The following is a 13,333-nucleotide window of genomic DNA, read 5'->3' as shown; positions in this document are numbered from 1 at the left end:
GTGAGGCGATGAATACCGACAGTTAACGTGCATGTGACTTAAACGTCCGAAACCGAACGATTACGTACACCATGCCGTTGATCTGTCCGAAAGTAGGCAAAACCAGAAACGGACAGCCTGACAGTTCCGTACATCCCTTGCGGTCAGGGGTTTCCGATCAATGGAACGAAATCACCCGTTAAGCTTGAAAATCTTAACGTAGGATAATTTCCGAATTCCAAGCGGACCCCCAGAAGGATATAAAAGCCAAAATCGCCGCCCTGACCTGCGTCCATTTCGAGGTAACCGAAAAGGCACTGTTGCAAAGTTAGCGATGAGGCAGCCTTTTGTCTTATTCAAAGGCCTTACATTTCAAAAACTCTGCTTACCAGGCGCATTTCGCCCAGGGGATCACCATAATAAAATGCTGAGGCCTGGCCTTTGCGTAGTGCACGCATCACCTCAATACCTTTGATGGTGGCGTAAGCCGTCTTCATGGATTTAAATCCCAGCGTGGCGCCGATTATCCGTTTCAGTTTGCCATGATCGCATTCAATCACGTTGTTCCGGTACTTAATCTGTCGGTGTTCAACGTCAGACGGGCACCGGCCTTCGCGTTTGAGCAGAGCAAGCGCGCGACCATAGGCGGGCGCTTTATCCGTGTTGATGAATCGCGGGATCTGCCACTTCTTCACGTTGTTGAGGATTTTACCCAGAAACCGGTATGCAGCTTTGCTGTTACGACGGGAGGAGAGATAAAAATCGACAGTGCGGCCCCGGCTGTCGACGGCCCGGTACAGATACGCCCAGCGGCCATTGACCTTCACGTAGGTTTCATCCATGTGCCACGGGCAAAGATCGGAAGGGTTACGCCAGTACCAGCGCAGCCGTTTTTCCATTTCAGGCGCATAACGCTGAACCCAGCGGTAAATCGTGGAGTGATCGACATTCACTCCGCGTTCAGCCAGCATCTCCTGCAGCTCACGGTAACTGATGCCGTATTTGCAGTACCAGCGTACGGCCCACAGAATGATGTCACGCTGAAAATGCCGGCCTTTGAATGGGTTCATGTGCAGCTCCATCAGCAAAAGGGGATGATAAGTTTATCACCACCGACTATTTGCAACAGTGCCAGAGAAACTGCTGAAGCCACCAGTTACAGTACATCTCAGGTCTGCAGGGTTCAGGCCCTGTTCAGGCCTGAAAATTAAGCACATTTTCTGAGGCTGGAAATCAACTCATGCTGACAGCCTGAGCCTGTTGGCATGGTAAGCAATGTGCTCACCAATAAAGCTGGAAATGAAATAATAGCTGTGGTCGTATCCAGTATGATATCGGAACGACGCATTGAGGTTCATCTCATTGCATACTCTCTCAAGGATTTTGGTGCGCAGTTGCTCTTCATAAAAGGCGTCACTCAGCCCCTGATCAATGAAGATTTCTGGTAATTTTTCACCCTGTAAAATGAGGCTGACTGGATCGTAGGCTTCCCACGTTTTTCTGTTTTCACCCAGGTAAGCGCTAAATGCCTGTTGCCCCCATGGCACCTGAGAAGGCGATACTATCGGGGAAAATGCTGATACGCTCACATATTCACCAGGATTTCGCAGAGCCAGCACCAGAGCACCCAGCCCTCCCATAGAATGACCGGATATAGATTTTCTTGCCGTTGCAGGAAAATGATTCATGACGACATCCGGAAGCTCTCTGAGAATATAGTCATACATCCTGTAATGAACATTCCACGGCTGTTCCGTCGCGTTCAGATAAAAACCGGCCCCCTGGCCAAGATCGTAACTGTCGGCATCCGGGACATTATTACCCCGGGGACTGGTATCCGGGACAACAACGATGACGTTATGCCGGGCTGCATAATGCTGCATACCTGATTTGGTGATGAAATTCTGCTCAGTACAGGTCAGGCCCGACAACCAGTATAGTACCGGCAGTTTTTCTGTTACTGCTTTGGGAGGAAGATACACACCGAAATTCATTTCACAATTAAGGGATTGTGAATAATGCCGGTACACGTTTTGCCAGCCGCCAGAGCTGGCATGCTGCTCAATGAGTTCCATCAGCCGTTATCTCATGGTTATTTCCCCTGACCGAAGCCAGGGGAAGTATCTTTAAATCCGGACGTCAGATAAACGTATACGCCGTGATTTTGTTACCCGCCGGATCCCGCAGGTAGGCAGCATAGGCCCCGGGAAGGTGACCACGCGGGCCAGGTTGACCTTCATCAGCTCCACCGGCGGCAAGGCCGGCAGCATGGAAAGCATCAACCTCTTCCGGGGTGGCAGCAGCGAAGCCGACAGTCACCCCGTTAGCGGAAGGTGCTTCACCGTTGCCCGGACGGGCAATGATAAATGCCGGCTTTTCGCGGCCATAGAGTACCCAGCCGTTGCCAAACGGGCCGAGGTTATTGATACCAAGCGTGCCCAGGACGACATCGTAAAATGCGGAGGATTTCTCGACATCGGCTGCGCCAATGAACACATGAGAAAAGATGCCGTCACCAGAAATTACCGGAGTTGTCATTTTCCACTTCCTTCAGTTTGAGTTGATTAAAATTCTGATGGGATCAGTAATGAATCACTGTCCGGATAGATTTGCCTTCATGCATAAGCTCGAAGGCGTCATTGATTTCATCCAGTGTCATCGTATGGGTTACAAATGGCTCAAGGTCAATATCCCCCTTCATGGCATCCTCGACCATACCGGGGAGCTGAGTGCGGCCTTTTACTCCGCCAAACGCGGAACCTTTCCATACGCGCCCGGTGACCAGCTGGAAAGGACGGGTGGAAATCTCCTGTCCGGCCCCTGCGACACCAATGACAACGGACTGCCCCCACCCACGGTGAGCACTTTCCAGCGCTGCACGCATGACGTTAACGTTACCGATACATTCAAAGGTATGGTCAATACCCCACTTGTTGATATCCAGCAGAACATCTTTAATCGGTTTGTCATAATCATTCGGGTTAATGCAGTCAGTGGCCCCGAACTGACGGGCCAGGTCAAATTTTGTCGGATTAGTATCGATAGCGATAATACGTCCCGCTTTTGCCTGACGGGCCCCCTGTACCGCAGCCAGACCAATTGCCCCCAGACCAAAAATGGCAACTGAATCGCCCGGCTGCACTTTAGCCGTGTTATGGACGGCGCCAATACCGGTAGTCACGCCACAACCCAACAGGCAGACGTGTTCATGGTTCGCCTCCGGGTTAATTTTTGCCAGAGAAACCTCGGCCACAACGGTGTATTCACTGAATGTGGAACATCCCATGTAGTGGTAAAGAGGCTGACCGTTGTATGAAAAGCGAGTGGTCCCGTCAGGCATCAGTCCTTTGCCCTGAGTCTCGCGAACCGATACACAGAGGTTCGTTTTACCGGACTGGCAGAATTCACACTCCCCGCATTCAGCGGTGTAGAGCGGAATAACATGGTCACCCGGCTTCACACTGGTGACGCCTTCACCAACTTCAACGACGATACCGGCTCCCTCGTGGCCGAGAACCACCGGGAAAACGCCCTCAGGGTCATTCCCTGAGAGGGTAAAGGCATCGGTATGGCAGACACCTGTGTGGGTGTTTTTAATCAGCACCTCGCCTTTTTTAGGCGGAGCAACATCAATTTCAACAATCTCCAGGGGCTTCCCTGGTGCAAATGCAACAGCGGCACGTGATTTCATACGTAATATATCCTCAATGTAATAATGGCCTCACCTATTTAAGATAGGCACGAACCAGCTCAATCGTATCGTCAACTGATTTACTGACTTCATGACTGTAGCTGTCATTCTGGTCAAAGGTTTCCCGTATGTGGCTCTCCAGCACCTCTGCCATCAGTCCGTTAGCGGCGCCCCGGACGGCGGCGATTTGCTGGAGAACGGAACGGCATTCAGCGCCACTTTCAAGTGCTCTTTCCAGAGCATCAATCTGACCCCGGATACGGCGAACCCGGGTTAGGACCTTTTTTTTCTCTTCAGGAGTACTGGGCATTGCTTACCTCACTGCTCTGTATTTCTTATACTATAGGGGAGTATTACATTAAGATCAACACATACCCCACTATAGTATAATAAATATATCAGAGCACCGGTAATGACTCCAACTTACTGATAGTGTTTTATGTTCAGATAATGCCCGATGACTTTGTCATGCAGCTCCACCGATTTTGAGAACGACAGTGACTTCCTGCCCAGCCTTGCCAGATGCTGCCTCAGATTCAGGTTATGCCGCTCAATGCGCTGCGTATATCGCTTGCTGATAACGTGCAGTTCTCCCTTCAGGCGTGATTCATAAAGCGGCCAGCCATCCGTCATCCATACCACGACCTCAAAGGCCGACAGCAGGCCCAGAAGACGCTCCAGCGTGACCAACGTGCGTTCACCGAATACGTGCGCCACAACCGTCCTCCGTATCCTGTCATACGCGTAAAACAACCAGCGCTGGCGTGATTTAGCGCCGACGTAACCCCACTGTTCGTCCATTTCCGCGCAAACAATGACGTCACTGCCCGGTTGTATGCGTGAGTTTACCGACTACGGCCTGAGTTTTTTAAGTGTCGTAAAATCGTGTTGAGGCCAACGCCCATAATGCGTGCACTGGCGCGACATCCGACGCCATTCATGGCCATATCAATAATTTTCTGGTGTGTACCGGGCTGAGAGACGGTGTAAGTGAACTGTAGCTGCCATGTTTTACGGCAGTGAGAGCAGAGATAGCGCTGATGTCCGGCAGTACTTTTACCGTTACGCACCACGCCTTCAGTAGCTGAACAGGAGGGACAGCTGATAGAAACAGAAGCCACTGGAGCACCTCAAAAACACCATCATACACTAAATCAGTAAGTTGGCACCATTACCTGTTTTTGAATGTGCCAGTTTTCTTAATGGCAAAGATTAATTCACCTTCTGTTATTCCTAACATTTCAGCAAATGTTTTTGCTTCTATAGTTACTGACTTCATTTAATTAACTCTCATGGTATCGATTTTCTTTACCGGCATCTTTAACAATGGTGCTCGTTTCTAGTGTTGCTGCGGTACGCTTCATCATCGTCTGCGGGGCGGTTGCGATAGTGAAGGAGCTGCCGGGCGTGAGCAAATCTATCAGGCGCTGGCCGCTGATAATCTCCATCCGTTCACTGGCAATACTGACAGATTTTGAACCTGCGCCGGTTTTCCCGGTATGGCAAAACAGACCGCGACAGTTATGACGTTTAAGCAACTTCTCGAACTCCTGTACGTGCTGTAAAGCAATATGGCCGCGATAGCGTTTAGCCTGAATAAGATAGCGATATTTTCCTATTATTACCTGGCCGTCAATGCCTCCATCGCCGGTATAGCGTTTGTTTCTGATGGTTCTGAAGCCATGCGCTTCAAATCCTTCCAGCAACAGTTCTTCAAACACAAAAGGATCAATTTTCCTCAGGTAGTTAATTTTTTGTGGGAAGCCCGGCAACGTCTTTATGCGCTCCAGCACCCGCCGCGCACTTTGCTGCTTCCTTTTGTGTCGTCGGTTGCGTACTGAACGCCGGAAGAATACAACGGCAAACAGTGCGATGGCGCTGCAAGCCCATAGAATAAGGTTTTCTGTAGTGGGGAAGGGGAACATGGTGATAGTGTGCTTTCTGTGGGTAAAGAAAAGGGCGGTTAAACCGCCCTGGTGTTTAGCGACGGCTGTAAACCTGCCACGAAGCGCTGCCTGACTGATTCTGGCAAATCCGCCCGTAAAGTACGGTGCCGGTCGAGTAGGGGTCAGTTTGGATATAGAGAATTATTGTACGGTAAGCCGGTAATGACTCCAACTTACTGATAGTGTTTTATGTTCAGATAATGCCCGATGACTTTGTCATGCAGCTCCACCGATTTTGAGAACGACAGTGACTTCCTGCCCAGCCTTGCCAGATGTTGCCTCAGATTCAGGTTATGCCGCTCAATGCGCTGCGTATATCGCTTGCTGATAACGTGCAGTTCTCCCTTCAGGCGTGATTCATAAAGCGGCCAGCCATCCGTCATCCATACCACGACCTCAAAGGCCGACAGCAGGCCCAGAAGACGCTCCAGCGTGGACAACGTGCGTTCACCGAATACGTGCGCCACAACCGTCCTCCGTATCCTGTCATACGCGTAAAACAACCAGCGCTGGCGTGATTTAGCGCCGACATAACCCCACTGTTCGTCCATTTCCGCGCAAACAATGACGTCACTGCCCGGTTGTATGCGTGAGGTTACCGACTGCGGTCTGAGTTTTTTAAGTGACGTAAAATCGTGTTGAGGCCAACGCCCATAATGCGTGCACTGGCGCGACATCCGACGCCATTCATGGCCATATCAATGATTTTCTGATGCGTACCGGGTTGAGAAGCGGTGTAAGTGAACTGTAGCTGCCATGTTTTACGGCAGTGAGAGCAGAGATAGCGCTGATGTCCGGCAGTACTTTTACCGTTACGCACCACGCCTTCAGTAGCTGAACAGGAGGGACAGCTGATAGAAACAGAAGCCACTGGAGCACCTCAAAAACACCATCATACACTAAATCAGTAAGTTGGCACCATTACCTCAGTTTCCGCGCAATACGCGCCGCGCCTTTGAGGTCTTTGCCACACGTAAAACAATGAGCTAACAGCGCAAACGCTTTAGGATTTTCAGGAAGTTCAAGCAATCCGGCCAGTTCTTCACCAGCCGCATTTTTGAACGTAAATTTTAGTTTTTTCATAGGATATTCCAGGTCTTAAACTGATTTCATATGTTTGATCGCAGGGAAAAATAATCTTCTGCTCTGCATCTGGCATTACGCGTTTTCCTTCCTCTACTGGGGATGTGAAACAGAATTCATTCCGAATGCCTGTCCTCACCTTCCAGTTTGAAAGCTGATTATTGCTTCCTGTTCGGTGATCACTTACGCTATGCTACCAACTAGATGGTAGTTTACAAGAATTTTATGAGGTCTCACTGAATGGCCAATTGCGCGCTCATTCTTAAAATATCCCTGGCAATGCTGGCGTTTGCTGCAAACTCTATTCTGTGCCGTCTGGCCCTGCAGGGAGGCCACATTGATCCCCTTTCATTCAGCAGCCTCAGGCTGGCCAGTGGTGCACTCGTCCTGTCACCTTTCTTGTTTTATCACGCAAAAACTACATTATCGCTGTGGCGTCCGCTGAGCGAATTTTACCTCATGGTGTACGCAGTGCTCTTCTCTGTCGCCTATATCCATCTCGATACCGGGGCAGGTGCGCTGTTACTTTTTGGTGCCGTACAGTTTGCGATGGTGATCCACGGATTATTTAAAGGGGAATCACTCTCCGTTACCGGCTCCTCATCGTGTATAACTCCTTTCTCTCTGGCCGTTTTGTCCTGTCAGGATGTCGTCAGAACCCGGCATAACACCCTGTGCCGGGAACACAAAAGGCACGGATGAACAGGTCGTGAATATTCTTAGTGAAGCCTGCTGATGACATGTCTGGCGACAAAAAAATGCCGCCCTTAAGGGGCGGCTTATGCCAGCGTCACGGGGTTATCGTCTGACCGCCATGATGCCCGCATCGACATCCCAGATAGCGCCCGTCACCCATGAGGTTTTGTCAGACAACAGGAAGAGAATAGTGTTTGCCACATCTTCGGCAGTTCCGACGCGTCCCAGCGGGTGGAAATCGTTCAGCGACTTCATAGCATCTGCGATATCCGCTTTGTCCATGAAGCCTTCGTATATCGGCGTATGAACAATCCCGGGAGACACCGCGTTGACACGAATACCCGCGCTGGCCAGCTCAATCGCCAGATTACGCGTCAGGGCATGCAGACCCGCTTTTGCCATTGAATAGGCCGAGGCCGGCGAGTCACCCAGTGCAGCCTGAGCACCAATCGAACCGACGTTGACGATAGACCCTTCGAGCTTCGCGGCGAGCATGTTCTTCACGACATCCTGTGTAATAAAGAACGTGGCTCGGTTCAGCGAAAGATACATGTCATAATCGGCAAAGCTGTGCTCGGTAAATCCTTTGGGCATGAAGATACCGGCGGCATTCACCATCAGGCTGATATCGCGATGGTGAGCATTAATTTCCTGACGGATAGTTTCCATACCTTCTTCGGTCATCAGGTTCGCCGCGATGACCGCAACCGGTCCCAGAGGGCTCAGTTCTTTTTGCACCGCTTCGGCTTTGTCTTTTTTATTCCCGGTCAGCACGACACTGCCGCCCGCTTCCAGTACCATGCGTGCCACGGCCAGGCCCATGCCGCTGGTACCGCCGACGACGAGCAGTTTTTTACCTTTGAAAAAAGTGTTCATTTTCTGACTCCATTACTGGTGGGTAAGACGTTGCCGGCAGCGTGAAACTGCCGGCGGTTGACGGATTAAATACTGCAGCCATCCGTTCCGCAGGTCTGACCCGCAGTGGCTGAAAATTCGGTTTGCTGTTCATCCCAGACCTGACGCAGGGCATTCAAAAAGTTATCTGCTGCCTGAGCCCCGCTGATGGCATATTTTTCGTTCATCACAAAAACCGGAACGCCGCTGAGGCCAATAGACTGTGCGTGGGCTTCATCGTCGGAAACGGTGGCGCGAAAATCGTCATTTTCCAGGGCGGCTTCAGCGTCAGCTTTCGGCATACCGGCTTCTACGGCCATGGCAACGAGCTGCTGACGGTCAAAGAGAGAGCGACCTTCGGTGATACTGCCATGATAAAAACGTTCTTCCACCGCGTCCGCAATTCCGGCCTTACGCGCGGCAACCAGCAGGGTGTGTGCATCTTCTGTATCACCAAACATCATGCCGTCGAAGTTGTAGATCAGACCTTCAGATTTACCGGCGGTGCCCACCTGATTCATCATCAGCTCCGCTGAATGCTGACTGCCCAGCTTTTTAACGATGGCATCCTTAAAAGGCATCGCGGGAGTACCACCGGCCAGACGGTAGCTGTGATGGCGGATCACCACCTGGTCGCGAAATTCAAAGCGATTCAGACCCTGTTCAAATCTTTTTTTAGCAATCCAGCACCACGGGCAGACCAAATCTGACCAGATATCGATGGTAAGGGTGGGTTTCAGCGTTTGCATAATGATTCCTCAAAGACGTTGGGCGGTCGGATCTCACTTATCAGAGAACCGCGACCGTATGGGATTTATTGCGCCTGCCAGACCGGGTAATCGGTATAGCCTTTTTCCGGGGAACCACTGACGCCGTAGTAGGTGGCGCGGTCACTTTCTGCCAGTGGCCAGCCGTTTTGCATTCTTTCAACCAGATCCGGGTTAGCGATGTAGGGCACACCAAATGCCACCAGATCCAGCTCATCATCTTCCAGAGCCTGCTCTGCGATATCACGGGTAAAACCGCCGGCAGCGATGATGGTGCCTTTAAACGTGTTGCGAAAACGGCGGCGGAAGCCTTCCGGAAGTGGCGCTTTGGTGTACACCGGCTGATAGTAAAGGTGTACGTAGGCCAGTTCCCGCTGACCGAGCGCGTCGGTGATGGCTGACCAGGTTTGCTCTTCACCTTCATACGGCGCGAGGTCATAAATGCGGCCGAACGGTGACAGGCGCACGGCAACGTGGCTGTTACCCACGGCTTCCGCCACGGCGTCAATGGTCTCCAGCAGGAAACGCTGACGATTTTCCACCGAGCCGCCGTATTCGTCGGTGCGGGTGTTCAGTTCGCTACTGAGGAACTGGTCAAAGATGAATCCGTTTGCCGCCATGATTTCCACGCCGTCAAAGCCGGCTTCCATCGCCAGGCGTGCGGAGTGCACGAAGTCTGCAGTGATGCGTTTAACTTCATGCGTTTCCAGCGCGCGTGGCTGGCTTGGTACAACCGGGCCCGGTTCTCCGGATTCGGTCAGCGCAAAAACGGTGGTATTGACCGCCTGAACGGTGCCCGCTGAAACCGGCGCTATGTGGCCTGGCTGAAGAGAGACGTGAGACATACGGCCGACGTGCCAGAGCTGCGCGAAAATACGGCCACCTTTGGCGTGAACCGCTTGTGTCACCTTACGCCAGCCCTGGACGTGTTCGTCGTTGTAGATACCAGGGGTATAAAGGTAACCCCGGCCTTCTTCTGAAACCGGCATCCCTTCGGTGATGAGCAGGCCAGCAGAAGCACGCTGTGCATAGTACAAAGCCACGACCTCATCCGGCACGTCATTCATGGTGCGGGTGCGGGTCATCGGTGCCATGACTACACGGTTTTTTAACGCCAGGCCAGACAGATTGTAGGGGGTGAAAAGCTTACTCATCGTATACCTCACAAAAAACAAAAAGGAGTATCCCGGCAGGGATTTGCACAGCCCGGCAGTATCATCGACTGGACGTCGCGCACTGGAGTTGCATAAACATCTGATGGGTGGCAATATACCAACCATCTAGTAGGTAGGTCAATGGCTGTGTTGTATTTTTTTGTCATAACGCAGCCATTTCTGAATTGTCACTCATTTTGCGAGGTCATCACCATGCGTACATTAACAGCTTATAACGAAGATAATTTCCGCCAGATAGAGCAGTACAACGGAATATCGGTGGTACGTTTCTCTGCACCCTGGTGTCCGCCCTGTCAGGCCAGCGAAGAAATGTTCAGTCAGTTTGCAGACCGGCTCGATAGAGATATTCAGGTGGGGAAAGTCAATGTAGATCAGGCGCCGGTGCTGACAACCAAATACGAGATCTGGGGGCTGCCGTCTGTGCTGATATTTCATGAAGGGCAATTAGTTAAACGCATACCGGGTGTGAAACCTGCATCGGTATATGCTCAGGCTATTGCGGACATAAAAAAAGGGCAGTAATGCCCTTTTAACGTGGAATTTATTAATGCTTAACCGCGTGCCTGACCGACGGCATCCAGAGTGCGGGCTGAATAAATGACCGCCGCGCCAGCGTTGAGGTTAATCGCCACGCCCAGCGCTTCAGCAATTTCAGCGTCGGTTGCACCGGCTTTCACAGCGGCGTCGGCGTGAAAAGCAATACAGCCGTCGCAGCGGGTTGTGACTGCGCACGCCAGGGCAATGAGTTCACGCACTTTTGCGCCCAAAAGGTCAGTTTTGTTACCTGCGTTGCCCAGGGCAACCACGCCTTTCATGGTCTCGGGGGTCAGTTTGCCCAACTCGCCTAAACGTTGCATTAACTCTGAGCGATAGTTGTTCCAGTCCAGCATAGTGTCATTCTCCTGAATGAGGGGTATTAAGAAGCAGTTTTATATACTTAAGGCTGTTGGCGAAGACTTCGGGTCTGGCCGTTGCATGCGCCACTACGCTTGAGCCTTCACAGACATTAATGATCATCAAAGCAATATCTGATGGTTCGGCATGGGATGAAAACTCACCTGACTCCATGCCCGCCCTGACGACTTTTGTGAGCCACTCGATTTGCATATCGAAATAAAGTGATGTCTGTACAGTAATTGCCTGAGGCAGATTGGCGGTCTCTGCTGACAACGCACAACACAGTGGCAGTAGCGAAGCTTTATGGCTTTGCGCGAAGATATCGATGTAAGCCGCAATTCTTCTCTCCGCGCTTTTCTCAGTCGCCTCTATCTGCTCAAATACGCGTTGTGTATCAGAGAACGCCTGTATTACCACCTGCTCACCCAGAATATCTTTGGTCGGGAAATGGTGATGAATACTGGCCTTGGTGATACCCACTATTTTTGATAAATCAGCATAGCTGAATGCTGAATACCCTTTTTCGCGCATCAGGTGTTCTGCTTCGCTGAGCAGCCGTTCCCGTGTCATGGTTGTCATAATTACTCCATATAATCTACTAGTTGATAGATTATATTGTTGCTATTTTCCCGTAGCAAGTTGTATCACTGACTCAGTATCGTGCAGAGCTGAACGTCACTGCCATCCTGCATTCTGAATGGCAGCATTACATCTCTGACATCACGCCAGGCGTGTAATCATTTCAACCGGATTAGCCAGAGTATCGTGGATTGGCGAATTCTTTTGCATTTCGCTGACCAGCGCTTCTAACTCCTCGCGACTGGCGGTCTTGCTCGTAAGGTGAACATCGACGCGAATAGATTTCGCACCTTTACGCACGTTGCTGTCCAGCCCAAGGAAGCCGTTGAGGTTGATATCGAAATTAAGATCCAGCTCGATACCGTCCAGGTCGATCCCTTTTTCAGCAGCCATCATGGTAAGGGTGGCGGTATAACAGCCAGCCAGCGCCTGCATGATGTATTCAGTCGGGCTCATGCCGGTATCGGTGCCGAGTAAACCTGCGGGTTCATCACCGATATTAGAAAATTTCCCCACACGGCTGGTATCGATAACGCCGTTCTGGATTGTGGCGCCGGTCTCTGTGCGAACGGTTAATCCGCCGCTGGAACGGGCTTTCATCTGGAAAGTCAGGTTACCCAGGCCAGGCTGGCTGCGAACTGCTTCACGGGTATTGTGGATCGCAGCTGCGTCTGCAGAAGGTTTAACGGTAGTAGACATAATGGCTCCTGTAATTTCTTGATAAAAGGTATAGCTGGTGTAATCAGCACCAACCATCTAGTTGGTAGATTAATATCGCGAACCTCTTTTGTCTACTCTTTTATAAAAAATAGGGGGAAAAGAACCCAGCAGGCTGTTTTATTTCATAATAACCATTTGATTTTTTTTATAATCTTCCCAGCCGCTCACTCTTGCAGCAATCCAGCCTTTACCCGAAGGATAGTCTGGCGGGTGGTATTAAATTCCCGGGCAATAGCACTGATACTGATGCCAGCATTTAGGCGCTCTGTCACTGTTTGCTTTTGTTCCTCGCTCAGGATGGGGGGGCGACCGAAGCGTTTTCCAGCCGCTTTTGCCCTCGCAATACCTGAATACGTTCGCTCAAGCAGCAAATCCCGCTCAAACTCCGCTACAGCAGAAATTACCTGCATAGTCATTTTTCCGGCCGGACTGGTCAAGTCAACGCCTCCGAGTGCGAGACAATGAACGCGAATATCTAAAGCCGCCAGTTGCTCTACTGTTTTTCGGATATCCATCGCATTACGACCCAGACGGTCAAGTTTGGTGACAATCAGTACATCCCCATTTTCCATGCGATCTAGCAACCGGATAAATCCGGGGCGTTCGCTGGCAGCAACCGAGCCACTGATATGCTCCTCAATAAGTCGTTGGGATCTGATGGCAAAACCCGCCGCTTCAATTTCACGACGCTGGTTTTCTGTGGTCTGTTCCAGAGTTGAGACCCTGCAGTAGGCAAAAACACGTGACATGGGAAACTTTCCGTACGAAATGGATGTCCGAATTATAACGTGTGTCCGAAATTAATTTCACTAAGTTTCGGACATGTGCTGTAAGTGGTGTACGAAACCGACCGGTTTCGGACGTTTAAGTCACATGCACGTTAACTGTCGGTATTCATCGCCTCAC

The 13,333-nt window shown here is 51.0% G+C and carries 15 protein-coding genes and 5 pseudogenes; 4 read left to right on the top strand and 16 right to left on the bottom strand.

Annotated elements, in window-relative coordinates; all coding sequences use genetic code 11:
• Window positions 1-230: 230 nt before the first annotated feature.
• Window positions 231-296: pseudogene (locus tag V6942_RS23145) on the top strand (hypothetical protein); the annotation flags it as partial.
• Between the two features lie 48 nt (window positions 297-344).
• Here the strand turns inward: V6942_RS23145 and V6942_RS23140 are convergent.
• A complete protein-coding gene (locus V6942_RS23140; protein ID WP_001067855.1) occupies window positions 345-1,049 on the bottom strand; it encodes an IS6-like element IS26 family transposase in 705 nt (234 codons plus the stop codon).
• 57 nt (window positions 1,050-1,106) lie between these two features.
• Here V6942_RS23140 and V6942_RS23135 point away from each other — a divergent pair.
• Window positions 1,107-1,190: pseudogene (locus V6942_RS23135) on the top strand (resolvase); the annotation flags it as partial.
• A gap of 27 nt (window positions 1,191-1,217) precedes the next feature.
• Here the strand turns inward: V6942_RS23135 and fghA are convergent.
• From fghA to V6942_RS23095, 8 genes and pseudogenes are all read right to left on the bottom strand, one after another.
• Window positions 1,218-2,054: an S-formylglutathione hydrolase gene (gene fghA, locus V6942_RS23130; protein ID WP_012561110.1), complete on the bottom strand. Its 837-nt coding sequence runs from the start codon at window positions 2,052-2,054 to the stop codon at window positions 1,218-1,220.
• Between the two features lie 64 nt (window positions 2,055-2,118).
• A complete protein-coding gene (locus V6942_RS23125) occupies window positions 2,119-2,517 on the bottom strand; it encodes a VOC family protein (RefSeq protein WP_012561111.1) in 399 nt (132 codons plus the stop codon).
• A gap of 43 nt (window positions 2,518-2,560) precedes the next feature.
• The gene (gene frmA / locus V6942_RS23120) at window positions 2,561-3,670 is read right to left on the bottom strand and encodes an S-(hydroxymethyl)glutathione dehydrogenase (RefSeq protein WP_017384070.1); all 1,110 of its coding nucleotides are present in this window, start codon (window positions 3,668-3,670) and stop codon (window positions 2,561-2,563) included.
• Window positions 3,671-3,704: 34 nt separating this feature from the next.
• Window positions 3,705-3,980 carry a formaldehyde-responsive transcriptional repressor FrmR gene (frmR, locus tag V6942_RS23115; protein ID WP_017384071.1) on the bottom strand — a complete coding sequence of 92 codons (276 nt, stop codon included), beginning with the start codon at window positions 3,978-3,980 and terminating at the stop codon, window positions 3,705-3,707.
• A gap of 113 nt (window positions 3,981-4,093) precedes the next feature.
• A pseudogene (locus V6942_RS23110) lies at window positions 4,094-4,791 on the bottom strand (IS1 family transposase).
• A 162-nt stretch (window positions 4,792-4,953) separates the two neighbouring features.
• On the bottom strand, window positions 4,954-5,595 hold the full coding sequence (locus V6942_RS23105; protein WP_012561158.1) for a restriction endonuclease: 642 nt from the start codon (window positions 5,593-5,595) through the stop codon (window positions 4,954-4,956).
• A gap of 194 nt (window positions 5,596-5,789) precedes the next feature.
• A protein-coding gene (locus V6942_RS23100) for an IS1 family transposase (protein ID WP_223433957.1) occupies window positions 5,790-6,487 on the bottom strand; the annotation gives its coding sequence in 2 pieces (ribosomal slippage) (window positions 5,790-6,238 and window positions 6,238-6,487; 699 coding nt in all).
• Window positions 6,488-6,543: 56 nt separating this feature from the next.
• Window positions 6,544-6,699 (bottom strand): annotated as a pseudogene (locus V6942_RS23095) (alpha/beta hydrolase); the annotation flags it as partial.
• A 240-nt stretch (window positions 6,700-6,939) separates the two neighbouring features.
• Between V6942_RS23095 and V6942_RS23090 the strand changes: the two are divergent.
• A pseudogene (locus V6942_RS23090) lies at window positions 6,940-7,287 on the top strand (EamA family transporter); the annotation flags it as partial.
• Window positions 7,288-7,497: 210 nt separating this feature from the next.
• On the opposite strand, the gene V6942_RS23085 reads toward V6942_RS23090, so the two are convergent.
• The 3 genes from V6942_RS23085 to V6942_RS23075 form a co-directional block, all read right to left on the bottom strand.
• Window positions 7,498-8,271, bottom strand: coding sequence for an SDR family NAD(P)-dependent oxidoreductase (locus V6942_RS23085; protein ID WP_004729618.1), 774 nt, complete (start codon window positions 8,269-8,271; stop codon window positions 7,498-7,500).
• Window positions 8,272-8,336: 65 nt separating this feature from the next.
• Window positions 8,337-9,038: a DsbA family oxidoreductase gene (locus tag V6942_RS23080; RefSeq protein WP_001194072.1), complete on the bottom strand. Its 702-nt coding sequence runs from the start codon at window positions 9,036-9,038 to the stop codon at window positions 8,337-8,339.
• Window positions 9,039-9,103: 65 nt separating this feature from the next.
• Window positions 9,104-10,210, bottom strand: a complete 1,107-nt coding sequence (locus V6942_RS23075) for an alkene reductase (RefSeq protein WP_006687059.1) — start codon at window positions 10,208-10,210, stop codon at window positions 9,104-9,106.
• 213 nt (window positions 10,211-10,423) lie between these two features.
• Between V6942_RS23075 and V6942_RS23070 the strand changes: the two genes are divergently transcribed.
• Complete coding sequence (locus V6942_RS23070) at window positions 10,424-10,753, top strand: thioredoxin family protein (RefSeq protein WP_021242987.1); 330 nt, start codon at window positions 10,424-10,426, stop codon at window positions 10,751-10,753.
• Window positions 10,754-10,782: 29 nt separating this feature from the next.
• Here the strand turns inward: V6942_RS23070 and V6942_RS23065 are convergent, their stop codons facing one another.
• The 4 genes from V6942_RS23065 to V6942_RS23050 form a co-directional block, all read right to left on the bottom strand.
• Window positions 10,783-11,121, bottom strand: a complete 339-nt coding sequence (locus V6942_RS23065) for a carboxymuconolactone decarboxylase family protein (RefSeq protein ID WP_000888080.1) — start codon at window positions 11,119-11,121, stop codon at window positions 10,783-10,785.
• Window positions 11,122-11,125: 4 nt separating this feature from the next.
• A complete protein-coding gene (locus V6942_RS23060) occupies window positions 11,126-11,707 on the bottom strand; it encodes a TetR/AcrR family transcriptional regulator (RefSeq protein WP_000210409.1) in 582 nt (193 codons plus the stop codon).
• A gap of 141 nt (window positions 11,708-11,848) precedes the next feature.
• The gene (locus V6942_RS23055) at window positions 11,849-12,406 is read right to left on the bottom strand and encodes an OsmC family protein (RefSeq protein ID WP_000108589.1); all 558 of its coding nucleotides are present in this window, start codon (window positions 12,404-12,406) and stop codon (window positions 11,849-11,851) included.
• Between the two features lie 185 nt (window positions 12,407-12,591).
• Window positions 12,592-13,176 carry a recombinase family protein gene (locus V6942_RS23050; RefSeq protein ID WP_012695450.1) on the bottom strand — a complete coding sequence of 195 codons (585 nt, stop codon included), beginning with the start codon at window positions 13,174-13,176 and terminating at the stop codon, window positions 12,592-12,594.
• Window positions 13,177-13,333: the final 157 nt, after the last annotated feature.

This window comes from Kluyvera genomosp. 2 (assembly GCF_036759865.1).
GTDB lineage: Bacteria > Pseudomonadota > Gammaproteobacteria > Enterobacterales > Enterobacteriaceae > Kluyvera > Kluyvera ascorbata_B.
Note: the sequence above shows the minus strand (reverse complement) of the source record. Positions and strands in the feature narration are given on the sequence as shown.